The sequence below is a fragment of the Mucilaginibacter sp. CSA2-8R genome (assembly GCF_038806765.1).
Lineage (GTDB): Bacteria > Bacteroidota > Bacteroidia > Sphingobacteriales > Sphingobacteriaceae > Mucilaginibacter.
In genome coordinates this window covers 2,047,994-2,073,869 of sequence record NZ_CP152389.1, presented here as the reverse complement: position 1 = coordinate 2,073,869, position 25,876 = coordinate 2,047,994, and the positions used below count along the sequence as shown (strand labels likewise).

General features: G+C 45.8%; 19 protein-coding genes. 1 reads left to right on the top strand and 18 read right to left on the bottom strand.

Annotated elements, in window-relative coordinates; translation table 11 throughout:
* Nucleotides 1-116: 116 nt before the first annotated feature.
* The 11 genes from AAGR14_RS08765 to AAGR14_RS08715 all read right to left on the bottom strand — a co-directional run bounded on the left by AAGR14_RS08765 (nucleotide 117) and on the right by AAGR14_RS08715 (nucleotide 13,579).
* Complete coding sequence (locus tag AAGR14_RS08765; protein ID WP_342648688.1) at nucleotides 117-1,433, bottom strand: gluconate:H+ symporter; 1,317 nt, start codon at nucleotides 1,431-1,433, stop codon at nucleotides 117-119.
* An 18-nt stretch (nucleotides 1,434-1,451) separates the two neighbouring features.
* Nucleotides 1,452-3,167 (bottom strand): IlvD/Edd family dehydratase, encoded by a 1,716-nt coding sequence (locus AAGR14_RS08760; protein WP_342648210.1) that lies wholly within the window; start codon nucleotides 3,165-3,167, stop codon nucleotides 1,452-1,454.
* Nucleotides 3,168-3,249: 82 nt separating this feature from the next.
* The gene (locus tag AAGR14_RS08755; protein WP_342648209.1) at nucleotides 3,250-4,086 is read right to left on the bottom strand and encodes a fumarylacetoacetate hydrolase family protein; all 837 of its coding nucleotides are present in this window, start codon (nucleotides 4,084-4,086) and stop codon (nucleotides 3,250-3,252) included.
* 503 nt (nucleotides 4,087-4,589) lie between these two features.
* Nucleotides 4,590-6,107: a gluconokinase gene (locus AAGR14_RS08750; protein WP_342648208.1), complete on the bottom strand. Its 1,518-nt coding sequence runs from the start codon at nucleotides 6,105-6,107 to the stop codon at nucleotides 4,590-4,592.
* Between the two features lie 17 nt (nucleotides 6,108-6,124).
* Nucleotides 6,125-7,003, bottom strand: coding sequence for an AraC family transcriptional regulator (locus AAGR14_RS08745; RefSeq protein WP_342648207.1), 879 nt, complete (start codon nucleotides 7,001-7,003; stop codon nucleotides 6,125-6,127).
* A 180-nt stretch (nucleotides 7,004-7,183) separates the two neighbouring features.
* Nucleotides 7,184-8,383, bottom strand: a complete 1,200-nt coding sequence (locus tag AAGR14_RS08740) for a Gfo/Idh/MocA family oxidoreductase (RefSeq protein ID WP_342648206.1) — start codon at nucleotides 8,381-8,383, stop codon at nucleotides 7,184-7,186.
* 8 nt (nucleotides 8,384-8,391) lie between these two features.
* Nucleotides 8,392-9,429, bottom strand: a complete 1,038-nt coding sequence (locus AAGR14_RS08735; RefSeq protein ID WP_342648205.1) for an FAD:protein FMN transferase — start codon at nucleotides 9,427-9,429, stop codon at nucleotides 8,392-8,394.
* Between the two features lie 75 nt (nucleotides 9,430-9,504).
* Nucleotides 9,505-10,257 carry a DUF1080 domain-containing protein gene (locus tag AAGR14_RS08730; RefSeq protein WP_342648204.1) on the bottom strand — a complete coding sequence of 251 codons (753 nt, stop codon included), beginning with the start codon at nucleotides 10,255-10,257 and terminating at the stop codon, nucleotides 9,505-9,507.
* A gap of 21 nt (nucleotides 10,258-10,278) precedes the next feature.
* The gene (locus AAGR14_RS08725) at nucleotides 10,279-11,157 is read right to left on the bottom strand and encodes a sugar phosphate isomerase/epimerase (RefSeq protein WP_342648203.1); all 879 of its coding nucleotides are present in this window, start codon (nucleotides 11,155-11,157) and stop codon (nucleotides 10,279-10,281) included.
* Nucleotides 11,158-11,178: 21 nt separating this feature from the next.
* Entirely contained in the window at nucleotides 11,179-12,219 is a 1,041-nt protein-coding gene (locus tag AAGR14_RS08720; protein ID WP_342648202.1) for a PmoA family protein, read from the bottom strand.
* Between the two features lie 4 nt (nucleotides 12,220-12,223).
* The gene (locus AAGR14_RS08715; RefSeq protein WP_342648687.1) at nucleotides 12,224-13,579 is read right to left on the bottom strand and encodes a Gfo/Idh/MocA family oxidoreductase; all 1,356 of its coding nucleotides are present in this window, start codon (nucleotides 13,577-13,579) and stop codon (nucleotides 12,224-12,226) included.
* 325 nt (nucleotides 13,580-13,904) lie between these two features.
* On the opposite strand from AAGR14_RS08715, the gene AAGR14_RS08710 reads away from it, so the two are divergent.
* Entirely contained in the window at nucleotides 13,905-16,610 is a 2,706-nt protein-coding gene (locus tag AAGR14_RS08710) for a DUF5695 domain-containing protein (protein WP_342648201.1), read from the top strand.
* A gap of 120 nt (nucleotides 16,611-16,730) precedes the next feature.
* Here AAGR14_RS08710 and AAGR14_RS08705 read toward each other — a convergent pair whose 3' ends face one another.
* From AAGR14_RS08705 to AAGR14_RS08675, 7 genes are all read right to left on the bottom strand, one after another.
* Nucleotides 16,731-17,714: a glycoside hydrolase family 43 protein gene (locus AAGR14_RS08705; RefSeq protein ID WP_342648200.1), complete on the bottom strand. Its 984-nt coding sequence runs from the start codon at nucleotides 17,712-17,714 to the stop codon at nucleotides 16,731-16,733.
* Nucleotides 17,715-17,740: 26 nt separating this feature from the next.
* Nucleotides 17,741-19,321: a glycoside hydrolase gene (locus tag AAGR14_RS08700; RefSeq protein ID WP_342648199.1), complete on the bottom strand. Its 1,581-nt coding sequence runs from the start codon at nucleotides 19,319-19,321 to the stop codon at nucleotides 17,741-17,743.
* 688 nt (nucleotides 19,322-20,009) lie between these two features.
* Nucleotides 20,010-21,266, bottom strand: a complete 1,257-nt coding sequence (locus AAGR14_RS08695; protein ID WP_342648198.1) for an FAD-dependent oxidoreductase — start codon at nucleotides 21,264-21,266, stop codon at nucleotides 20,010-20,012.
* Between the two features lie 46 nt (nucleotides 21,267-21,312).
* Entirely contained in the window at nucleotides 21,313-22,311 is a 999-nt protein-coding gene (locus AAGR14_RS08690; protein ID WP_342648197.1) for a 4-hydroxyproline epimerase, read from the bottom strand.
* A gap of 15 nt (nucleotides 22,312-22,326) precedes the next feature.
* Nucleotides 22,327-23,823 carry an aldehyde dehydrogenase (NADP(+)) gene (locus tag AAGR14_RS08685; protein ID WP_342648196.1) on the bottom strand — a complete coding sequence of 499 codons (1,497 nt, stop codon included), beginning with the start codon at nucleotides 23,821-23,823 and terminating at the stop codon, nucleotides 22,327-22,329.
* A gap of 33 nt (nucleotides 23,824-23,856) precedes the next feature.
* A complete protein-coding gene (locus AAGR14_RS08680) occupies nucleotides 23,857-24,786 on the bottom strand; it encodes a dihydrodipicolinate synthase family protein (RefSeq protein ID WP_342648195.1) in 930 nt (309 codons plus the stop codon).
* 72 nt (nucleotides 24,787-24,858) lie between these two features.
* Nucleotides 24,859-25,737: an AraC family transcriptional regulator gene (locus AAGR14_RS08675; RefSeq protein WP_342648194.1), complete on the bottom strand. Its 879-nt coding sequence runs from the start codon at nucleotides 25,735-25,737 to the stop codon at nucleotides 24,859-24,861.
* Between the last annotated feature and the right edge of the window lie 139 nt (nucleotides 25,738-25,876).

The following is a 25,876-nucleotide window of genomic DNA, read 5'->3' as shown; positions in this document are numbered from 1 at the left end:
ATCATTGCTTACCGGTTAGATTGGCGCTACCGGTTAACGAGTGGAGATTTGTTGTGATAGAAAACGGGGGTTACGTTAAGTTTTGGGGTATAAATTCATATTATTAATTTTATCGTTTACATAATCATATTAAGGATGAGCACGCCGGCCAAACCGAGTACCGAAACCATAGTTTCCATGGCTGTCCATGATTTAAAGGTTTCTTTTAGGCTCAACTGAAAGTATTCTTTGTAAAGCCAGAAAGCTGAGTCGTTTACATGCGAACCAAAAAGGCTGCCGGCTCCGATAGACAACACTAGCAGGTTAGGATTTGCACCCGAATGCACAGCCAGTGGGTACAGTATACCAGCAGCAGTAAGGCCGGCTACCGTGGCAGAGCCCAGACACACCCGCAATAAAGCTGTAACTGCCCAGGCCAGTAATAGCGGATTGATAGCGTAGCTCCCTAACATAGTGCTGAGCTGGTCGCTGAATTTGCTGTCGACAAATATTTGTTTAAGGGCCCCTGCACTACCGATGATGAGCAAAATCATAGCTACATCTTTAATAGCGCCGGTATAGCAGGCCATTACCTCCCTAACCGGTTTGCCATGAGCCGTGCCTAATGTTACTGTAGTAACCATCAAGGTAATAAGCATGGCCACCGTTGGGTCGCCTATAAAATGAAAGGTATTGACCAATGCGCTTTTAGGGGCTGCAAATAGCGCAATTACGCTGGCAACGGCAATTAACATTACAGGTAAAATTGATGAAACGACGCTGTTAAGCATACCAGGTAATTGGTGCTGGCCCACCTTTTCGGCAGGGGCTGATACTAAACCTGAGTGCCTTACAAAATTGCGGAAACGCCCGGCAAACACCGGCCCGGCAATGATGATAGTGGGTATGGCAATGATAAAGCCGTATAAAAATGTTTTGGTTAAATCGGCATTAAAAATGCCTATTAATGACATGGGCGACGGGTGCGGCGGCAAAAAGCCATGCATTACCGAAAGTGCCGTAAGCATAGGCAAACCAACATACACCGATGGCAGCTTGTACTGATAAGCGATTGAAAAAATGATAGGAACAGCCAGAATGAAACCGACGTTATAATACAGTGGTATGCCTATAATGAGGCCGGTAAACGCCATGGCATACCTGATGTACTTAAAACCGAATATGCGGTGCATTAAACTGCTTATTTGTAGGGCAGCTCCGCTTTCGGCTACTATTTTACCCAGCATTGCCCCGAAAATAATAACGGCAGCTACCGATCCAAGGCTTTCGCCAATACCCTTGTTAACCGACTTCATGATGTCGCCGGCAGGCATACCCAGCAGTAGGCCAGCTACTATAGCAGTGCATACAAAGCTGATGAAGGCATTAGCTTTTACCCAGGTAATTAACACTACCAGCAATACAATACAAGCAAACAACGTCAATAAAATCATCAAACTTAACAGTGTTACTTAGTGTGAATCGCGCTGGACATCAGACCCCGAACTGCCAACCAGAAAGTCCAGATCGGCTCCTTTATCAGCCTGCTGTACATGCCGCTGGTACATAGATACATAGCCCCGGCTGGTATGATAAGCCGGTTTTACCCAGGCAGCGCGGCGACGTTCCAGTTCTTCGTCAGATACCTCCAGGTGTAATTTACGAGCGGGCACGTCAAGCGTTATCATATCGCCGTTTTGTACCAGCGCCAAAGTACCGCCAATGGCTGCCTCGGGCGATACATGCAGCACTACCGTGCCATAAGCCGTGCCGCTCATGCGGCCGTCGGATATCCGCACCATATCAGTTATACCTTTATCGAGTATTTTTTGAGGTAAAACCATATTGCCTACTTCGGGCATACCTGGATAGCCTACTGGCCCTACGTTTTGTAATACCATTACGCAGGTTTCGTCAATATCCAGATCGGGGTTGTCTACGTTGGCATGGTAATCTTCGATAGTGGCAAACACCACCGCCCTGCCGGTATGCGTCATCAAGTGAGGCGATGCTGCCGAAGGCTTAATTACCGCACCGTTTACGGCCAGGTTACCTTTAAGTACGGCAATACCCGCCTCGGGCAGTAATGGCTGCTTGTAAGGAGCAATTACATCGGTATTATAGCAGTCTTTCAAAGTGCTTACATTCTCTGCATGCCCATGGCCTGTAACTGTAATAGTTTCCATATCCAGCCCGGCCCTTAACTGATCAATGATAACCGGCAGACCACCTGCATAATAAAAGTCTTCCATCAGGTACTGGCCTGATGGCATCAGGTTCAGCAATAGTGGTATCTTACTCCCTAGACGGTCAAAATCATCTAAGGTAAGCTCTACGCCTATCCTCCCCGCTATTGCGGTTAGGTGGATAACGAAGTTTGACGAACCACCGATAGCAGCGTTTACTTTAATGGCGTTTTCGAAGGCAGCTCTGGTTAATACCTTAGATATTTTAAGATCTTCTTTAACCATCTCCACAATACGGCGGCCCGACATGTGAGCAAGTACTTTTTTACGCGAATCTACCGCTGGTGTTGCCGCCGATCCGGGCAAACACATGCCCAGCGACTCTACCATACAAGCCATGGTTGATGCAGTACCCATCGTCATGCAGTGGCCGGCACTTCTCGACATGCAACCCTCTGCAGCAAGGTAATCGGTCAGTGTTATTTTATTGGTTTTCAAGTCGTCAGTCAGTTTCCAAACCGCGGTGCCCGAACCAATATCTTTACCCCTGAATTTACCGTTAAGCATCGGCCCTCCTGGAACTACAATCGTCGGAATATCAACGCTGGCAGCACCCATCATAGTTGATGGCGTGGTTTTATCACAGCCGGTTAAAAGCACAACACCATCAATCGGGTTACCACGGATAGATTCTTCAGTATCCATACTGGCCAGATTGCGAAAAAGCATGGCCGTTGGTTTTAGCAGAGTTTCGCCTAATGACATAATTGGAAACTCGACCGGAAATCCGCCGGCTTCCAGCACTCCCCTCTTAACCGACTCGGCCAGATCACGGAAATGCGCATTACAGGGCGTAAGTTCTGACCAGGTATTGCAGATGCCGATTACGGGCCTGCCATCAAACATATGATCGGGTGTACCCTGGTTTTTCATCCAGCTGCGGTATAAAAAGCCCATTTTGCCTTCTTTACCAAACCATTCTGAACTCCTGTATTTTGACATAAATTATGACGTATTCTAAAATTGATAATTGGATTAGTTGCAGGTTGATACCTTATAAGCAACCTGTTAAATGCAGCGATGATTACTGGCTTACGGTATTGGTAAGTGTGCCTATATGTTCAATCGTGATACTTACTATATCTCCGGTATTGAGCGTAAAGTCATCTGGTGGAACGATGCCGGTACCCGTCATCAAATACGTGCCCGAAGGAAATGACATTTCCCGCGTCAGATAATCAACAAGTTCCTGATGTTTACGCTTCATCCGGCTAATGCGGATCTCATCCTGAAAAACGGTTGACTGTCCGCGTTTGATTTGAATTTGAATAAGGGTATCCTCGGCAATAGGACTTTCGGGTACATACAGGCATGGGCCTAAGGCGGCCGCACCGTCGTAAGATTTTGCCTGCGGCAGATAAAGCGGATTTTCGCCCTCAATATCTCTCGATGACATGTCGTTACCAACCGTGTATCCCTCAATAGTACCTTCACTGCAAATAAAAAGCGTTAGTTCGGGCTCAGGTACATTCCACTGCGAGTCTTTGCGGATGCGTACTAACTGATTGTGCCCAACCACGCGGTAAGGTGCAGATTTAAAAAATAGCTCCGGCCGCTCGGCATTATAAACTTTGGCGTAAAAATCGCCTCCCCCAGCATCTTTCGACTCCTGCATTCGGGCTTCACGACTGCGCAGATAAGTTACACCCGATGCCCAAACCTCTTGCGACAATACGGGCGCTCCGGCTTCACTTTCCAGATGCGGTAAATTGGTATGCTGAGTTGCGGCTTGTAAGTCGGCCAGTATATGCTGATAAAGCCCGGCACGGTTGATAAACGCATCCCATAGCCATTGTTCTGAAGTATAAAACACGCCATGGTGCTTTACAATTGCTTTGCCTTTGAGTTGATATACATGCATAAGCTGCCCTACGTACCTGCGTACGCTTGTTAAGTTAATAAAGTAAAAGCCGGGTTGGCTATAATTGATTACCTTACAAAGAAGGAGAACTTAAAAGGCAGATACTTCCAAAAAAAACCAACGTAGAATTTTGTACAAATTATTAGAGGGTGAATAGGTTGATAATATGGCAAAACAGGTTAAATATTATAATATTTTAACTTAAGGCAATATCACACTATAATCATCGCAATAGAAGCACAAAACTTTTCAGGATATTTAATTTTTGTCAAAAGCTCAATTTATTAGAAACTGATTAACAAATAATATGCAGACAGGATGTAGTCTTTATATGTTTCAAAAAACCGAGGATACGTTTTACGAAGCACATTTGTATCAATAATAATCAATAAATCAACTACTTACAGCAATCATACTTAAAGTTTTATATAACCAGCGGTATTGCAATCTGCGTTGGCAGCTGGCATAAGCTTTATTAAATGCCTTTAATTTGATTGTACAAATTATTTGCCTTGTAACATTGCTAACTGATTAAACTCATCCCCCACTTTAGCGATGAGGCTCTCGAAAATTTTAAAGTATTGAAGATAGACCTGGTGCGCCTTTGGATCGGGCATAAAGGTTTCGTGCATCTGTACTACTTTCGAGGCCTGCTCAAGATTAGGGAAAATACCTAACTCGGTAGCACTTAACAAAAATGCGCCCACGCCTATGCTATCACCATGACTCAATGTATTAACCGGACGATTAAACATATCGGCTATCATTTGTGTGCAAAAAGGTATAGAAGCGAAGCTGCCATTGATGGAAAGACTACTGATTTCGCGGTAGGCTTCCAAGGTTTTGCCAATGCTTAGTATCTCAAATAAAATCCCTTCGATGGTGGCCCTGATAATATGTTTACGCTCATGACGGATGTGTAGGCCGAAATAGCATCCGCGTGCATTGGCATTCCAGATAGGCGCCCTTTCACCTAAAAGATAAGGCAAAAAAATTAAACCGTCAGAACCGGCAGTCGCCGTCGACGCTTCTTTAACCATGTCCTGTATGGTTTTGTCCAGGTCATAGTTTGTTCCTGGATCGCCGAACTGGTTAGCAAACCATTCAAAAACAACGCCGCCGTTGTTGGTTGGCCCGCCCGAAATAATTAGTTTATCGGTAAGCCGGTAATTAAACAAGCGCTGAGCCGAGTCTTTAATAATTTTGTCGCCAATTACCCGGAATGCTCCGCTATCTTCGATAGTGATGGTTGCACGCCCCGGCTCCCACACACCGGCCCCCAGGGTGGCCAAACACCCATCGCTCGAGCCAATAAGAATTTTAACCGAATCTGATAATCGCAGTGATTTTTGATATTCGCGCTTTAAGCGAATGTCAGCATAGCTGACCGGCACAAGTTCCGGAAGTTTGTCGGCACTGATACCTGCAAATTCTAGAGCCGATGCGTCCCAGTTTAGGGTATGAATATTCATCAGCCCGGTGGCTGATGCTATACTATGATCAATAATACACGCACCGGTAAGCTGTTGCACCACAAAACTTTTGACCGACAAAAATTTACGGGCCAAGGTAAACTTTTCGGGATCGTGATTGCGCATCCAGGCAATTTTTACCAAAGGCGACATGGGGTGAATAGGTGTTCCGGTAGCCTGGTAAATGGCATCGCCCAATGCCGTGCCTTTTAATGAGCCCGCCTCTTTTTTACCGCGGTTATCTGCCCAGGTAATGGCATTGCCCAGTGGTACACCGTCCTCGTCAACCGCCAATAAACTATGCATCGACGAACTGAAGCAGATGCAGCTTACACCATACTTTTTGGGGTAAACTGCTTCGTTGAGCAGCCGTTTAAGTACGTAAAGCATCGTGATAAACATCTGCTCAGGATCTTGCTCGCTGTAGTCGGGCTCATCATGAAACGTTGGATATGTACCTTTCTGAAACCCAATAACCTTTCCCTGAAAATCAAAGGCAAATACACGTACAGCGTTGGTGCCCAGCTCAATGGTAATGATGCAGTTCATAATCTTTTAATTATGCTTTACTTAAACAGATTGTTTTTACGATACTCGCTTGGTGTGTAACCAGTTAGTTTTTTAAAAGTAGTAGCAAAGTGCTGCGACGAATAAAAGCCGGTAGCATGTGCAATAGTAGTTACGTTGGCTTCGCCCCGTTTAAGCATTTTAATGGCTTCGGAGATACGTATGTTTATTAAATAGTTGATGGGCGAAAAGCCCGAAAACGACTTCACTTTTTCGGTAAACACCGTGGTTCCCATACCGGTAAGCACGGCCATTTCTTCCACTGTCCACTGGTGGGCAAGGTCTTTTCGCAGTATTTGCTCAAGGCTAAAAAACGTTTGCGGAAAATCTCGCCTGAGGTTACTTTGACGCACCAGTTGCCTGCAGGCATAAATTAAAAGCTGATCGAGCAGGTGGTTAACCATACTTTGGCGGCCAACATCCTCATTTTTAAGCTCATTTATTAGCGTATGTATCAGGTTTTGAGCATCTTTTAAGTTAACCACAGGTGTTTGCCTGTTATGCGTTAGGATTTGGTTAACCGATACTTTTTCTTTATGACTCAGCATGCTCCACTTTCCTAACAACACCCGGCATTGATCTTGTACGGCAATTTTAATTGAGTAAAACGACCCGATGTTTAGAATGTCGTTGTCGCCGCCAATAAATTGACCGGGCAACAGCAGCACCAAATCTCCAGGATAAACCGTATAAGCTTTTCCGTCAATCAGCCAGTCAAACTTGCCCTCGGTTACTAAACGTAAACCGATACCTTCAGAACATTCTTTTAAAAAAGAATTAAGCGTGATGGTACTGTTTTTAATCAGGCCTATTTCGAGCAAATGCGGAAACGCAGCAAGTTCAGGCGATAGGTCATGCCGAAATATCGTCTGTGTCATGCAGTTAACGGTTTACAATTGCAATGGCGGTTTATAATGGTCATTCTTCACCACGTGAGGGTACTGGCAGTAACTGTTGCTAGGTGCCTATTGCCAAAACCGCTGGTAAAGTAAATAATATTATTGAAAAATATCATTGCAGAGAAAAATAGTATCGTTTTGAAGTAAGATCCTATAGTTTTAAGCTTTGATATCCGAATACTCTTTTTTCCAGTAAGTGGGCTGGGTAGTGTATAAAGCCTGGTTGGCCAAATGCACACAAATGGCGGTTTTGGCACCGGTGTAAATGTTGGAGTCGGGTAAGGTATTGGTCATTACCTTCTCGTAAAAATCTTTGAGGGCATACCAGGTACCATCTTTGGTAGGCTCGGGCAAGATAGGTACACCGCCCTCTTTATCCCAGGTTATTTTGGTGGCACCGGTCACCCCATCCACCAGGCCTCGCTCTTTAAGCAAATCCTTTTCGGCATAAAACATACCCTGGTCTGTCAGCAAAGATACAGTGCCCTTGGTGCCTTTGATTTTAAACAGATAACCATCACGGGCGTTACCGCAGGTAGCCCCAAAGTTGCCCACCATACCCTCCTCGCCATAGCGCACCACCACCTGCACATTGTCATACGTTTCGCGGCCGTCTTTGTACAAATCTATCCCGCCTGCAGCCTGAAACTGCGTAGGATGCGTATCAAACGCCCAGTTGATAAAATCCATCTGGTGAGATAGCAGCTCTGCTACAAGCCCGCCCGAATATTCTTTATACATCCGCCAGTTAATCTGCCTTTCTAAACCCGGCTCGGGCACTGCCCTGCGCCAGCTGCCATTGCGGTCCCAGCGGCAATCCACCTGGGTAACTTTGCCCAGGTAACCTTTATTGATGTATTCTTTAACTTTGTAGTACAGCGGCGAGTAACGGTATTGGTGCCCCACCTGCACTACTTGCTTGTTGCGCCCGGCCACGAGCTTTACCAAATCCATTGCCTGGTTGGCGTTGTAGGTCATCGTTTTTTCCAGGTACAAATGCCGCCCCGATTTAATAACGGCCGAGGCGATGGGGTAATGCATATTTAAAGGTACCGATATGATGACGGCATCTACGTCCTTGTCATCCAGTACCTTCCTGTAATCGGTATACGCTTTTGGTGTAGATGTCTTGCTGATGTTTTGCGCGGCCTTTAAGCGGAAGTCGAGCACATCGCAAATGGCTGTTACTCTGAATAAGGCTGGCAAATCATTCATCACATACATAATGCCCTTGCCCCGGTCGCCGCAGCCAATCACGGCTACTTTGAGCGGACCGGCATCGGCTGCAAAAGTTTGCCCGCTCATGAGCAACCCGCCTGCAAGTAAACTGCTGCTTTTTAAAAATCCTCTTCTTTCCATTATTCAAATTATTTTTGATACCCTTTAAAAGCCGGGGTAACTGTATCGCGGATAGCACCGTTCTTGTCACGATATACCATGTAAGCGCCGATATCTTTCCGGCCTGATAAAAAGCTTAAGGCTTTGCTTAAGCCCATGGCCATAAAGCCGTTATCATACCCATCGGCCGTCAGTGCATCTTGGGCATACACCGTTACGCTGATGAGTTCATTTTGCACCGGGTAACCTGTGAGCGGGTTGATGATATGTGATATCTGCTTACCACCCGCCTCATGATGTTTACGGTAATTGCCTGAAGTAGTAATGGCGCCATTGCTTGGTTCGATGATTTTACGTATCGGTCCCGAATCCGGAGCATCCTCATTAACACCCTCAATACCAATAGCGAAAGGTTCGCCGCCGGGCTTACTACCTTTAACACGTAACTCGCCGCCTAACTCAATTAAATAATTATTGATATGGTTACTTTCCAGTAAACCGGCCAGCAAATCAACTGAATACCCCTGGGCAATGCCGTTCAGGTCTAACTGCAGGCCGGGACGGTCTTTTAACAAACGATTGCCGTTTAACGACAGGTGTTTCATGCCTACCTTTTGCAGCAAAGCTTTGATTTGCGCATCAGTAGGATCCTGACTGGGTTTAACCACACCAAAGCCCCAGGCATCTACCAGCGGTTTAACCGTTGGATCGACCAGGCCCTGGGTATCTTGGTAGATTTGCATCGACCGGGCAACCAGCACCCTAAAATGCTCATCGACCGTCAATCCACCGGCCGACTGGTTAAACCGGTTAATTAAAGATGACGGCTCGTAAAGTGATACCGATAAATCCAGTTTGTGCAGTAAACTATCCGTTTGCCTTAAGCTGACCAGGCTGTCTTGCGCATAGTAAACTATTTGATAAGTCGTACCCTGCGCATAGCCGCTCAGCTCATAGCGTTTAGGTTGGTTACCAACACTAAAAGCAACTGAAGCAAACATTAACAGCCAGACGCCGGTGAATTGAATAAGCCTTTGAGTAAGTGTTGATATAGCCAGTAACGTCATGCAGATGATGGACAATGCTTTATTGCCTCAGCCTATCGTCACAGCTCAGGCATCAAAAAACACCTTAATCCGTCGTTATTTCAATGTTTTTATTTTTATATTCCGGTAACTTACCTCGTTGCCATGGTCCTGCAGCAGGATGTGGCCTTTATCAGCCTCACCAAAATCTTTCCATACTTTGTGCTTGCTCATCTTAACCAGATCGCGGTACTCCGGTGATTTGCGCTCATACTCCAGCACCTTTTTCCCGTTTAGCCAGTGCTCTACGTGGTTGTTTGGGTAAACAATGATTTTGCCGGTGTTCCACTCGCCTATCGGCCGTACTGCACCTTTTTTGTCTGATGTTTTTAAATCATAAAGCGAGGCCAGCGTACGGTTCCCATCACGGCCCAGTTTAGCGTCGGGATGCACATCGTCGTCCAGTACCTGGTACTCCAGGCCGATGGCCGATCCGCCCGATTTTTCCTGAAGCGTTACAAAGTATTTTACGCCGCTGTTAGCCCCGCGGGTCAGCTTAAAATCGAACGACATTTCAAAAGGTCCGTACTCATCAACGGTAACAATGTCGCCTGCATTTTGCGACTCGGCGCCATTAGTAGCCTGTATGGTCATGGTACCGTCTTTAACCACCCAGCCCGGAGAGCCGGTCGGAAAGCTTTCGGATTTGGCGCTGCGCCAGCCTTTGCTGGTTTTGCCGTCGAATAGCAACTTCCAGCCTTCTTTTTTCTCTTTAGCCGTTAACGTATTATTCTGCGCGTTGGCCAAACTGCCTATGGCAATTAGTAACGCGGTCATTACCGATGCTTTATAAAGCTTTTTAATATTCATTGTTTAGTGATTTGTTGACTCTTACTTCTTGATAGTATGTAAAAACTTAATGCTTTGAGGTACCTGCTCAATCGAGGCGCTGCTTTCGTCCTCAATGTAATAGTGCTTTACCCCCGCTGCTTTGGCGGCGCGTATTACCTCAGCGATGTTAATTTGACCGGTTCCTAAAATTACATCGTTGTTTTGGTCGGTTCCGCCGGAGTTATTACCGGTAACGCCAGCCTTTAAATCTTTTAAGTGCAGCGCCTTGTAACGGCTGCCATAAGATTTCAAAAGCTTAACCGGGTCCTGACCGGGAAAGAACGCCCAAAGTATATCCAGCTCTAAGCCTACATACTGCGGGTTGGTTTCTTTAACCATATAGTCGTAAAGCGTTCCTTTTTCGTAAGGCTCAAACTCAAAACCGTGGTTGTGGTAAATGACCATCAAGCCGTATTTATCTTTCAGTATTTGGCCTACGCGGTTAAAATCGGCGATGGCCTGCTTGGCGTTATCCAGCGTAAAAGAGCCTTTAGTGTGCGGGATGCCTGCTATACGTACATAATCGGCACCCAGGTTTTTAGCATCTCTGGCTACCTCGTCGGTTTTGTCGACCAAATCGGTGTAGCTTACCCCGTACGACGAGCATTTCAGGCCACGCTCGTCGAGCATGCGGCGCAGATCTTCAGATTTTTGCTTAAACAGATTCGAAAATTCGATATCGGTAATGCCGTTGCTTTTAATGATATCGAGCGTTGCAGGTACATCTTTGGCAAAGTTATTACGATAAGTATAAGATACGATACCCGGCGCTTCCGGGAAGATCAGATTTTTGCTTTGAGCGTTTGCCTCAGTAAACAGTAAACTCAAAACCATGGCTACAGCAACTTGTAGCTTTGCTTTATATGTAGGCTTTTTCATATTGTTAATGGTTTTGAGAGATTACTGTATAGCAAAACTACCGGCCATAGTATTCAGTTGCTTCGCATCCGGCGTTTGTGTGCCGTTGCTAATGACTACCCTGTATTTAAACGTAACCGACTGCCCTGGCTGCAGCTTCAGGTTTTTGGCCGATTTACCGTTGGTAAAAATCTTTTCGCCCAATGGATTGGCAGCAAATAAACCATAACCCCGTGCATGCCAAAAGGTAGGATAATTAGGATTTTGTGGATGGTCGATGATGGCAACACTTACCGAATCGGCTCCCATTTTGCCGAACACCTTGCACCATGTACCGCGGGTGCTCCAGGCCGCATCGCCGGTTTTGCCCTCGCTGGTTAAGTAATTGCCGTTAGGTATTTTATCGGTACCACCTTTCACCACCGTCACAATGCCTTTGCTGTCGGTAAACTTTTCGTCTTTAGTGGTAGGCATTTGCAACTCGTGCGCCAGGCGTAAACCCAACATACCGTCTTTAGCATCGGTAAATAGAGCCTCCTTAACGGCTTTCAGCGTGGTAATGCGGTCAATAACACGCTTGTTCTGGCTACCGCTAAATTCAAACCGGGTGTTTTCTGTAAGTATTACCTCTTTGTTCTGGTTAGTCCAATTAGCCTGGTAGGCCAGGATTCCGGTATTGCCGCTTTTAGCTTCAGTAATTTTTTCCGTCCGTATCCAGCCGTACTGGTTTTTCCGGTCGGCAGGTATGGCATAAGAGTTATTCCAAAAATCCAGCCCGTTCAGGTTTTCAAAATTAAACCATAAGCCAATATGATGCGGGTGGTCGGTAGGGTCGCCTGGCTTAGGGTTAAGCGGAAAGCCACGGGTCACTACCGCGCCATCGGCCGCAATGAGCGGGTAAAGCACCGGCTTCTCGAGTGTGTCGGGATATAAAAAAGTGGTGAATGGCTTACCCCCTATCATCACCTCCACCTTTTTTTGCTGGTCGTTGCGTTTTACGGTAACCGGCATTTGCTGCGCAAAGGTATTGGCAGCTATGCCTGCAGCCAAAGTTAAGGTGCCTAAAAGTTTACGATTGAGCATAACCTTAATATTTAAAAACTTTACCATTGACCACCACTTCCTGCGCCTTTTCATCAAATGTGGCCTTGTAGCCGGTATGGGCGGCAGCCGTGGTCATGATGTTGGCTATGCTGTGGCTGTAACCCGCCTCGATAGGTGCATGGGGTTGTTTACGGCTGCGTACACACTCCATCCAGTTGCGCACGTGGTTGGAGGTTAGCCTATCGCCACCCGTATTGGCCGAGGCCACCACCGGGTCTGCGTTCTCTAAGCTAATCTCGGGCAGCAAATTGGCTTTCATGCCCATCGCCGCAGCCATTCGTTCGGTTAAACCACCCTTAGGTGATATTTTGTTCGTAATGAGGTTCAGCTCGCCACCGTTAGAATAATATATCTCGGCCGGATGCTCATCGCCGTTATGCATACGCGAACCAAACGAAACCTGGAAACCCTGCGACATATCATCTAACGGGCCGTAATCAAAGGCGGCCAGAATAGTATCCCAGTTGCGCCGGCCGTCTTTCCACTGGTAAATGCCGCCGTTGGCTACTACGCTGCGCGGGTGCTTTAACCCGGTAAACCAATGCACGGTATCTATCTGGTGGCTCATCCACTGACCCGGCAACCCCGACGAGTATGGCCAGAACAAACGATACTCAAGATAGATGCGCGGGTCGAACTTTTCGTAAGGGCGGTTCATTAAAAAGCGCTTCCAGTCGGTGTCTTCTTCTTTCAGTATCGGGAGCAGTTCGGGGCGACGCCAGCGGCCAGGTTGGTTTACATTCCAGGTAAGCTCTACCATGGTAATCGGCCCGAATTTACCCGATTTTATAAAATCGTTAGCCGCATGGTAATTGGCACCGCTACGGCGCTGCGAACCAATTTGCACGATTTTATTGGATTCTTTAACAGCTTTAAGGGCGGCCTTGTTGTCGGCCATGGTTTCGGCAAAAGGTTTTTCTACGTACGCATCGCAACCGGCCTTTACCGCCTCGATGGTATGCAGGGCATGCTGAAAATCGGCCGTGCTGATAAACACGGCATCCACCATTTTACTGCCATACATTTCTTCGTTGTTGCGGAAAGCTTTTACATCATGCTGCATTTTATCTTTCCACATGGCCGCACCCTCTTCCCGCCGTTTTTTCCAGATGTCGGATACGCCCACGATCTCAAAATTCAGCTCTTTGTAATGGTTCATAAAGCACGGCATGTGCGAACTGCGGTGCCTGTCTGAAAAGCCAATCACACCAACCCGCACACGGTCGTTAGCGCCAATAATGCGCTTATAACTCTTGGCGCTCCAGCTGGTTTTGGCAAGCATTACCCCGGCACCGGCCATAGATGCCTGCTTGATGAATTTGCGGCGTGAATTCTCCATCATCTTAAATTTAGGTTTATTACAATAAGTATAATTGGTACGTCCGGCATAAGGCACCGGCTTAAATCAAATATCTATGAAATTACATCAAAAGCAAGTAACTAATTTGAGACAATAAAAGCGATTGACATTCAATAATGGAATCAGGTTAACCGTTGGCATGTCCAGTCAGTCAGCGAATTTTTGCGATAAGAAAATAAATCCCACTATAAATAACAGTTTACCCCCTGTATTTAAGTAAAATTAATGTTTACTTTATAGAATTACAAAGCAGATTTTTCCAACATTCATCATTACTAATCATTGTTAAACAGCAACGCCGTAAATGCTATTTCTTATAAAAAAATCATTTTTAGCCGGTCTTCTTGCTTCCGGATTTGCTGCCCCTGTTTACGCACAGTCGTGGCAAGCAATAGAAAAAAAACCATCAACCCTGCACCTGGAACAAGGCATACACCAGTATCAAACCAAATTGTTTAAGCTTAAGCTGGTTAATTCGTCGCAAACTATGGCTGCCCTGTCGCCACTTGCCGACACCAGCTTTAACTATGCGCCGGGCGACCGCTTGCAACAGCGAGACAAAGATAGTTTATACCATTTTGGCGATATCAGATTACGGGTAAGAACAGGCAATGCTGTCTGGAAAAGCTACTCAACGGCTTACCGCCGCCAGCCCGTAAAGGCACTACCCGTTAGTGCCCATGTTTTGGCAGCGGCCGATTTAAGCCCTACCCTGCCCGCCGACCTGCCGCTTAACGTAAAACGTTATTGGGAAACCGAAAACGGCAACCTGGTGCTGCGCTTTCTGATTACCAATAACTCATCATCAGATGTAGAAATAGGCGCGCTGGGTATACCGCTTATTTTCAACAATATTTTGGAAGGCAAGAAACTGGAGGAAGCCCACCGGGAAAACGTTTTTGCCGACCCGTATATTGGTGCTGATGCCGGTTACCTGGAGGTAAACCGCCTGCATGGTAAAGGTGCCAGCTTGTTGGTATTGCCTTATCAAAATACACCGCTGGAAGCTTATAACCCGCTTAATGATGATTTAACACCGCGGGGCATTGCCTTTGAGGGTTTCCATGAGTGGATGGTAAATTCTAAAGCATATGCAGAAAACGAGTGGAAAAGAGCAGAGCAATGGAACAACCCTACCTCTACCATCCTTAAACCGGGTGCTGCTAAAAGCTTTGCCATAAAATTTGTGCTTGCACCGTCTATCCGAACAGTAGAGGCCGAACTTACCCGCCAAAAACGCCCGGTTGCAGTGGGTTTGCCCGGCTATGTATTACCCATGAACGAAACCGGCAGGCTAATAATTAACTATTTCAAGGCGGTAAAAAGCATATCGGTTTATCCTGCAAATGTGTTAACCGTTACTAAAACAGCCAAAACCGCCGGCGGATACCAGGACTATATCGTTAAAGGTAACACCTGGGGAAGGGCGCGTGTAAGCATTGTTTATGATGACAATACGCTGCAAACCATTAGCTATAAAGTGATTAAATCGCAGGATGATGCCATTAACGATTTAGGAAACTTTTTGACTACCAAACAGTGGTTTGACGAACCTAACGATTACTTTAAACGGTCGCCGTCGGTAATTAATTACGACTACCAGATGAAAAGACAGCTTACCCAGGAGCGCAGAGCCTGGTTTGCGGGCCTGAGCGATGAGGCCGGGTCGGGCAGTTGGCTGGCTGCTATGATGAAACAGCTATTAGCGCCCAACCGACAGGAAATAGAAAAGCTTAAACGCTTTGCCAACGAAACGCTTTGGGGACACCTGCAGGTAGACTCTGGTCCGCAAAAATACGGCGTTAAAAAGAGCTTGTTTTACTACGAACCCAAACTGGTTCCGCCGGGAACGTATAATGACAGCATCCGGTATACGGGCTGGACGGCCTGGCCTAAAAAAGAAGCCGCTAACCTGGAACGTTCTTATAATTACCCCCATGTGGCAGCGGCTCATTGGATAATGTACCGCTTGGGCCGGTATCATAAAATGAATGACATCGACTGGAAAACCAGTTTAGAAAAAGCCTACCATACCACAGTAGCAATGGTGAATATTGCGCCTTACTATGTGCAGTTTGGCCAGATGGAAGGTTCTGTATTTTTGTTTATTTTGAAAGATTTGCAGCGCGAAGGCATGACCGCCATGGCGGCCGACCTGGAAAGCAAAATGAAAATGCGGGCGCAGCACTGGCGCACCTTGCAATATCCGTTTGGCAGCGAAATGCCCTGGGATTCGACCGGGCAGGAAGAGGTTTACATGTGGACCAACTATTTTGGCTACAACGATAAGGCGGATGTAACCCTGAACGCCATTTTAGCTTACGTGCCTGCCGTGCCACATTGGGGCTATAATGGTAGCGCCCGCCGCTACTGGGACTTTTTGTTTGGCGGCAAACTGGCCCGCGTAGAGCGGCAGTTGCACCACTACGGTTCGGCGCTTAACGCCATCCCACTATTAACAGCCTACCGCAAAAATCCGGCTGATTTTTACCTGTTGCGTACCGGTTATGCCGGCTCAATGGGTGCATTATCAAACATTACCCAAGATGGTTTTGGCCCGGCGGCATTTCACTCCTATCCATCAACATTGGCGATTGATGCTTATGCAAGCGATTATGGTCCGGGCTTTTATGGTTATGCGGTAAACTCGGCCACTTATATTGTTAAACATCCTGATTTTGGCTGGACCGCTTTTGGCGGCAACCTCACCCAAAACGGTGCCTGGGTAAAAACCGACATCACCGCAGCAGGCCAAAGCCGGGTATTTTTAGCCGATAAAAAGCTATGGCTAACTACTGCGTCGGGTCGTATTAAGCAAGTAGACTACAACCCGCAAACCGGTGAAGTGAAACTGAACATAACCGGCGACACCTATTTAAATATTGAAACCCCTGTAGGTAAAACCGCGAAGCTTGCGCCACAGTATAAAAAAGGCACGGATGGTTACTACTTTATCCCGTCAGCGGTTAAAACGAACAACACCATCACCTTGATGGTCAGCGGCAAGTAAAAAGCCCCCTTAAACATCAACACCCCGGTCATCAATCGCATATAAATGGATTGATGACCGGGGTGTTTTATTTGTATAGCAAAGGCTTTCGCCCTTTAACAGTTGCTGGAAGATAACGGCTTACTTTTTATCGCCCCACTCTTTTAGCAAATTCTTTTCTTCTTTGCTGGTGATAGGCATTACCGTACCGTGGCGGGGATGGAAATCCATGCTGACCTCGTTATCAATCAGCGTAAAGTTTTCCAGATCGGCACTTTTGGTAAACTGGTATTTACCTTTGGTATATACATCATACATCAGGATGTATCCTTCGCCGTTATTCAATTTAAAAACGCCGGCACCTTCAACCGGGTATTTGGTTTGTTGTACGTATTTATCTCTGAGCACATAACCACCGGTTAACTGGTCGGACACAGCCACTTTGATACCTGAGCCCGAACCTTCTGTTTTAAAAAACAGGTAGTATTTGCCATCTTTATTAATGATGTCGCCATCAATGGTAGCGCCATTGTCCGGCTTGAAAAAAAGCTGCTTAGGCTTTGACTCAAAACCGGTAAAGTCTTTATTGGCATAAGCGTAATAAATCTTATCAGGTTCGCTGCCGGCACGCATTGACCAATAGATCATATACTTGCCGTTTTTGGCATCGTAAATAGTTTGCGGCGCCCATACCCGGTTTACCTGAGCAAACTCCGGAAAAGTAGAAGGGATATTAACTTTGCTTGATGTCCAGTGTGTCAAATCTGTCGATTTGAGCAGCACCATCCCGCGGTTAGAGTCCCAGCCATTGGCTGATACCATATCGGTAGCCACCATATAAAAGGTTTTGCCATCAGCCCCACGCAAAATATGTGGGTCGCGCACACCACCGGTAGCACTGATTTCAGCCGACGGAATCACCGGCTGGTCGTGGTTTAACGCTTTAAAATGATAACCATCATCGCTTAAAGCAAAATGAATGGACTCTTCGTTTTTACTGTTGCCTGTAAAGTAAGCAAACAAGTAGGCCGAGTATGGCTGCTTACCGGCCTTTTTTTGCGCCGAAGCATTAAAGCTTAACGCCCCCAACAGTAAGCAGGTCAACCTGAGGTTTTTAGTAATCATAAACAGATATAATTTTTTTAAGTATCTTAATTAAATACAATGGTGGTTACAGACCTCGGTTGTAAGCTGATTGCACTCGTAAGTTTTTGCTCGGCCGACGGACGCAAATTATCGTTAGCACCAGCCGAGGTAACGTAAGTGTGGTATTTTTTAACGGACTTCAAGTTTTTAAATTGCGGATTAATGGTTCTTGCCTCGTTGGTATAATTGAGGGCAACTATCACTAATTTATCCTTTCCGCCGGTAAAGGCAGCCAGCATTACATCCTGCGTAATTTTTTCAGGGCTCAGATTATCTGCCCGGTCAACATTGACGCGTTTCATGCCGGGGCGCACAAACAGGCTATAGTTACCCATGGCCCACAAGTTTTTAGTGACTGTAAAATCACCATCGGTATAAGCGGTATTAGCCGGCTTCAACGCAATGAGGTAGTAGCGGGTGTCAAATTCGGCACTGCCGGGCTCCCACGAGTTCCAGAGTTGCCAGGCTGCGGCGTTGCCTACGGTGATATCCTGGTTAATTATTTTGGCTAAAAACAACGCACAGTCAATTTGGCTACGCTTTTCTTTTGATCCCTCTTTGTAACCATCGCCTAACATGGAGTATTCTGATTGCCAAAACTCAATGCCATATTTGTGAGTGGTATCGGCCAGTTTTTTTCTGACTGACACGATGCTGCTATCGTTGCTGTCGGTAAAATAACTATGTCCGGCTATAAAATTGGGGACGTGTTTCAGTTTTTTAAACGAATTAGCGCTGGTATCAGTATAAAAGTTTTGTATCTGTTTAGACGATTGCGACTTCCCTTCATATAAATAGGTGAGCATGGCTGCCTCTGTCGTCAGTATTTGAGTGTTAAGTTTTTTGCCTTCTAATGAAGCATCTACCGCTTTCGTTACCTTATAGATATCGTCGTTGCTCCAGGGGCTGCCCTCCTGGCTGGCTTGGCCCGGTTTGTTAGACCAATCCCACTGCGGCTCGTTTACCGGGCTCAAATAGCTAAAATGTAAACCTTCTTGATCAAAGTGTTTAACCACCTCGGTCAAGAAATCCGCGTAGGCATCATATTTTTCAGGCTTTAAATTAGCCTTGTAGTCTTTTTCGGTTTTAAAGCCCCTGCCGTTTTTATTAAACTGTACCGGCGGCGTATTCGAAAACGCTATCAGGTTTTCGACACCGTAGGCCTTAGCCTTGCGCAAAAACCATTGATAACCTGCCTGCTTGTTCCAGTCGTAAGTACCATCGGGTGCCAAGAAGCACTCCACCCGCTTACGGAAATCTTTAATGCCACTGCTATCGCCCTGCTCGGCGGTACCGCCACCGATATTAAACCGCCAGGCCGAAAGCCCGATGCCTTTAGGATTACCTTGAGCATCCCGTTCTTTACTAAACAACAGCTCGGCCATTTTTTCGCGTTTGGCAACAGGCCAGTACTTGCCTATGCCCTCAGAAAACCAGCAGCCCGAAGCGCCGATATTGTGTATGGTTTGAGCCGTATTCTTAGCATCAATGGTTATAGTTAACGGTTTACCGGGACTGGTTTGTGCCATTGCCGTGTACGACAGCAGCAAGGTAGAAACCGTAAAAACAGATTTGAGAATTTTCATGGAGCGGACTGGCATTTCTGCAGCAAATAAACATAAAAAAAATAAGCTGCCGAGACTCGCTCCCGGGCAGCTTAACTATTAAATTAAACAAATACTCTTGACATGATGAAAGAAAACCAGGTTTCCCGATAAATACCCGACAGTTGCCTACACAGCTACGCCCTGGCTAACGTTGCAATTAAGTGAACACCACCGCATACAACAATTTTAATAGATTATCTTTCAGTTTGTTGACGGTAGAATCTATGCCGGTAGATGTTGATGACAGTTCGAACGCAACCGACCGGCTTGGCCTTTCACAGCTTCGCTCATAGGCTACATTGCTACAGTTGACTTACGTAAAATTAGTGTTACGGCGCACGGTTCCCTAAACAGATTTTGGCTTTGTTTAAGCAAATCTTAACTACTTAAATCTTTATCGATTAGAGAAGCATAAGAACAGAATTAGAATTCGGTTAAAGTTTAACCGGTCATAGTTGCACTATTAAAGCAGTTAACTTTATTATAGGATTACTCAAATATTAAAAAGCTAAAACATTAAGCTTTTAATTATAAGTAATGTAACAGGTAAAACAAACGACTTGAGGAGTACTAAACTATTGGATGAATGTAACGATGAAAAAGGCACGCTATAGAAGGCTTATCAGCCACACTGTGTAACTTGCGTTTAAGAAGTGTATTAAAACTTTTAGTTAAACCTGTTCGGGTTGAACTCCGATATATTTACCGAAAGTGCAGACTCAGCAGCCAGCTCGGCTACGAGTTTACCTGTGGCAGGACCTAAACCCAAACCCATCATGCCATGGCCGCCGGCCACAATCATGTTATCCCATTTACGGCTATAGCCAATGTACGGAAGGCCGTCCGGCGAACACGGACGGAAGCCATACCAAACATCCTCCACCTTAGGTAATGTTACCTGATATTCAGGGTAATAATCAGGTACGGCATCCACAATGCCTTGTACCCTGTTCATGTTAATATTGTCGTTCACAGGTGCAATCTCCATAGTCCCTCCAATACGTACCTGCCCGTTCATCGGTGTGATGGCTACGCGGGCCTCAAGTAATAACGATGGATGAACGATTTGATGATCGCTGTTAGGCACCATAAACGAGTATCCTTTACCCGGCATAACCGGTACATTCATGCCAGCCTGGCGGGCAAGTTCGGGCAGCCAGGCACCGCCGGTCATCACCACAACATCGGCCGAAAACTGACCGGATGTAGTTTCAATATGCTGAACCGTATTGTTCTTAGCACTCACGCTAAGTACTTTACAATGCGTTTCTATTTTTACACCGTTGTCGGTTAAAAAACTGGTTAATTGCTTTACTAGGGCGTTGGGGTAAATATGGGCGTCGCAGCGGTAATGTACCGCGCCTTTCACATTCAGCTCAGTGTGGGGCTCTAAGCTTTGCACCTGAGCTCTGCTTAATACCTCAACATCTAACCCCAGGTGTGTAGCCTGCTTGGCCACGTGAATTTCTTCGGCACCTGCCTTTTCGGTTTTGTAAAGCATCAGTATGCCCTTATCTTCAAACCCAAAGTTCAAAGCAGGTTCTTTAGCCAATTGATTATATAGCTGTTTGCTCAACAAATGCAGATCACGAAGGTGCGGAGCAACTTTATTCACGTGGGTATCGTTGGCATGTTTTATAAACTGTATACCCCATGATATGAGTTTAGGATTGAGTGAAGGTTTAACATAAAAAGGACTTTTACTATTAAACATCCACTTGATACCTTTAGAAACCATACCCGGTGCCGCCAGCGGAATAAAGTGGCTGGGCACAATCATTCCGGCGTTACCCGAAGAGCAGTTATCAGCCAGGTTGCCTTTATCTAAAATAGTGACTTGCCAGCCCGCTTTAACAAGGTAGTAAGCAGAACAAAGACCAATAATACCTCCGCCGATAACTATTGCGGAACGAGGAGCAGACATAAATTTAATTTAATGTTTTTAAAAGAAGCAAAAGATAGATTGATTCTTAAATAACCTGAAAACCGTGGGCATAAGGATCGTCATCATCAATAAAAATGGTGTTATAACCTGTTACCATAGCCCAACCTTCAATACCGGGTATAATGGCCGGTTTACCGTTTAAGGTTGTTTCTTCTTCAATAGTGCCTATAAATTTAGAGCCGATGATGCTTTCGTGTACAAAGCGGTCGCCTTTTTGAAGTTTACCCTGTGCATACCACTGCGCCATACGTGCTGACGTACCGGTGCCACAAGGCGAGCGGTCGATAGCCTTATCTCCGTAAAACACTGCATTACGCGCTGTAGCATCGGCAGACAAGGTTGCACCGGTCCACAAAAAGTGACTTAGCCCTTTAATATGTTCGTTTTCGGGATGAACGAAGCTGTACAGTTCGTTCATTTGCTTGCGGCAAACGCGGCTCCAGCTAATTAGCTGATCGGCTGTATAATTCTCAATGCCTTTGAAGTTTTCCTGAGGATCAACAATAGCATAAAAATTTCCACCGTAGGCTACGTCAACCAATAAAGTACCCAAATCGGGGCACTCAACGGTCAGCTTTTCGGCCGCCAGGAATGACTTTACGTTGATTAGCTTTACAGATTTCACCTTTTTAACATCTTGCACATAATCAACCAAAACCAGTCCGGCCGGCGTCTCTAAACGCAGCTTTCCGGGTACTTTGGGAATGATTAAACCTTCTTCAATAGCAATGGTAACTGTGCCGATAGTACCATGACCGCACATGGGCAAACAACCGCTGGTTTCGATGTATAAAACACCAACATCGTTAGCCGGATCGGTGGGCGGGTATAAAATACTGCCGCTCATCATATCATGACCACGGGGCTCAAACATCAATCCTTTACGTATCCAGTCAAACTCTTCCAGAAAGTGCAGCCGGCGCTCCATCATGCTGTTACCCTTTAACATAGGCCCGCCACCCGAAACTACCCTTACCGGGTTGCCGCAGGTGTGGGCATCAATGCACGAAAACGTTCTCTTCATTATAAAATTAAAGGATTAATTGGCAGCTACCGGATGAACAGGCTCCATAGTCAGTTCATTATTAACGGTGCGCCATATCTCTAAAGGATTCTCGTTTTTTAACTCATCAGGCAAAAATTCGTCGGGCCAGTTTTGAAAGGAGAGCGGACGGGTAAAGCGCTTAACACCATCGGCACCAACCGAAGTATAAGCACTGTTGGTGGTAGCCGGGAATGGACCGCCGTGATGCATGGCCAGACAAACCTCAACACCGGTTGGGAATTGATTGAAAATGATACGCCCGCAACGCTGCTGCACTGCACGACATAACTTTTCACTTTCTTCCAGGTCTTTGCCTGTAGCAAATAACGTACTGGTGAGCTGGCCTTTAAGAGCTTGCGCTACCTGAAGCATTTCTTCAGCATCGCGACAAACTACTAACAAAGAATACGGACCAAAAACCTCTTCGTGCAAGGTTGGATTGCTGACAAACTCAGCAGCGTTAACGGTAGCCAATACCAAACCACCATAATTTTCGGCCTGTTCGGCTTCGGTTTTAGCCAGCACCGCTACCCCATTTTGCTCCAAAGCTTTAGCCTTTGTTTTTTCGAAGTTTTTAGCGATGCCCGGATGAAGCATAGGCGCCGCAGGCGTACTTGCCGCTACCTGTTTAAGCGTTGCCTGGAAAATATCCAAATCGCTGCCTGCCACGCCGATAATTACACCAGGGTTAGTACAAAACTGGCCAACACCTAAAGTTACCGAGTTAACAAACTGCCCTGCAATTTCAGCAGCATTTTGCTTCAACTTGTCGGGCATTAAAAATATAGGGTTAATGCTGCCCATCTCGGCAAATACCGGTATAGGTTCCTCACGTTGAGCAGCGAGGTCGGCAATGGCAGTACCTCCTTTAAATGAGCCGGTAAACGCAACGGCTTTAATTGCTGGATGCTTAATCAGCATTTGGCCAATCTCGTAACCATCATCAAAAACCTGGGCAAAAATACCCTCAGGCATAAGGCATTTAACCCTTGCACTTTCAATAGCTTGTGCCATTAAAGCGCAGGTTTCGGGATGACCGGGATGTGCTTTTACAACAACCGGACAACCTGCAGCAATGGCACACGCGGTGTCGCCGCCGGCGGTTGAAAATGCAAACGGGAAGTTACCTGCACCGAAAACTACTACTGGTCCTAAAGCCACTGATGTTTTACGAACATCGGGTTTTGGCGACGGCATAGCGGTCGGAAAATCTATCCTTGCGTCGAGCCAGTTACCTAACTCGGCGTAGTTGGCATAGCTATTCCACTGCCAAACGGTGCGTGTGCGTTCGCCTAACAGGCGGGCTTCCGTCAGGTTACTTTCGGCCATAGCTGTTTTAATCAGCACATCGCCCAAGGCTTCAATCTCTGTAGCTACCTTACGCATAAACGAGGCTCGCTGACGGATAGAATATCCTTTTAACACTCCGTATGCTTCTTCGGCTTTAGCCACAACGGCCTTTACCTCCTCCGGGCTTGCATTTTTATACATATCGTTGTTTTACTTTAGGTAGTAAAGATAGCTTTAGGCTACTACTTCTTCAGTATTGATTTTTGGCAAAGCAGGGCGTATTGCTACCGCATCGCTAATTACTTTGGTAACACGGGCACGCTCTTCGCCAACTAAAGTTAAGCGCGGTGCACGTACATACTCGGTGCCAATGCCTGTGGCAACAGCCGCTAATTTAATATACTGTACCAGTTTAGGATGAATATCCAGCTCCAGCAAAGGTATAAACCAACGGTAAATAGCTAAAGCAGCTTTATACTGACCTGCTTTTACCAGATTAAAAATTGTAACGGTTTCTTCGGGAAAAGCATCAACTAAACCAGCAACCCAACCGTCGGCACCTGCCACTAAGCTTTCGTAAGCTAATGGGTCAACACCAGTTAAAATCTTAAAACGATCGCCAAAACGGTTTTTCATACGGGCTATGTTGGAGATGTCGCGGGTAGATTCTTTTACCGCTACCACATTCTCATACTTTGCCAGTTCTGCAAACATTTCCAGGTTAATAAAAATTCCGTAATCAACGGGATTGTTATATACCATGATGTCCAGACTGGTGGCTTTAGCCACAGTAGTCATAAACGCCAGTGTTTCGCGATCATCAGCTTTGTAACGCATAGGGGGTAATAACATTAAACCTGCAGCACCCAATGCCTCTGCACCCTTAGCTAACTCAATGGCACCTTTGGTAGTAGGCTCGGCGATATTTAAAATTACCGGAACACGGCCTGCCGACGTCTGAATAGCAAATTTAGCTAACTCAAATTTTTCTTCAGTACTGAGGGTGCTCGCCTCACCTAATGAACCGGCAACAATTAAACCGTCTACCCCAGCTTCAATTTGCGCCTCAATATTTTTTGCAAAAACGTCATAATCAATCTCCTCGCTCTCCTTGAACGGGGTTAACAATGCAGGGTAAACCCCAATCCACGATAGTGTATTCATGTTACAAATTTAAGTTGACTGTTAATCTTTATATTTCCTTGTATTAATCAATAGTTATTGGATTTTACCTTACTACTGCACATTGCTGCGATAACTTTCCAGGTACTCGCGCGGCGAATTACCTGTTACACTTTTAAATACGCGGTTAAAATTAGTAATACTATTAAAGCCCGAAGTATAAGCCACATTAGAGATGCTGTCGCACTTACCGTTAGCAAGCTTTTTGCAAGCTTCGTTAATGCGCATCTCGTTTAAAAACGTAACAAAGGTGTGCCCGGTGTGCTTTTTAAAGTACCGGCAAAAAGCCTGCGGGGTCATATGCGCTTCGGCAGCTACATCTTCCAGGGAGATCATGGTATCGTAGTGCTGCATAATATAATTGTAAATGGTACTAATGCGTAAGCCTTCACTCTCGCTAACCTTTTCTACTGGGGTCATTGATAACGGCATCAAGTTTTCGCTGATGCTGTGCAACGATGTCAATAATTGAAAAAACTGCATAAAGCGGTTAATGCCCTTAGTTTGCTGCATCTCCAAGATATTTTGCGAAACCGCGTTTACATGCTGTGACGGTAACTTGAAGCCGCCCGTATGCTGGTTAATCATGTTACCTAAAACCTTCACTTCAGGCAGTTCGAACAGCGATGATAGTTTACCATGAGGATTAAAAAACACCATCATTGCACGTACTTTTTTGCCGCTGTCGGCCACAAAATATTCCGGGTTATTTTTAAACAGATGCGGCTGGTTAGCACTCAGAAAAAACACATCGTTGGCGGCAAAAGTGTGCATACTTGTGCCTGCCACTAAAGTACCCTCTCCTTCCTGTATCCAGGTAAGCTGCGCTTCGTTATGCCGGTGTAGATACGGATAAAAATGCGGAAGCTGCTCTTCCTGAACAATTACAGACTTATCGTGTGTAACCGGTAAAGTAAATTGCAAAGCTTTCATTGTTCAGTTTGTGTATGGCATTATAAATATACCGGATATTAACCAACATTTTTATATTATAACTCAAACTGGTTAAAATATGGCTAATGATGGTTAAATTAATAGAATACAGTGCCTTATTTTACATGAAGCCTGATCA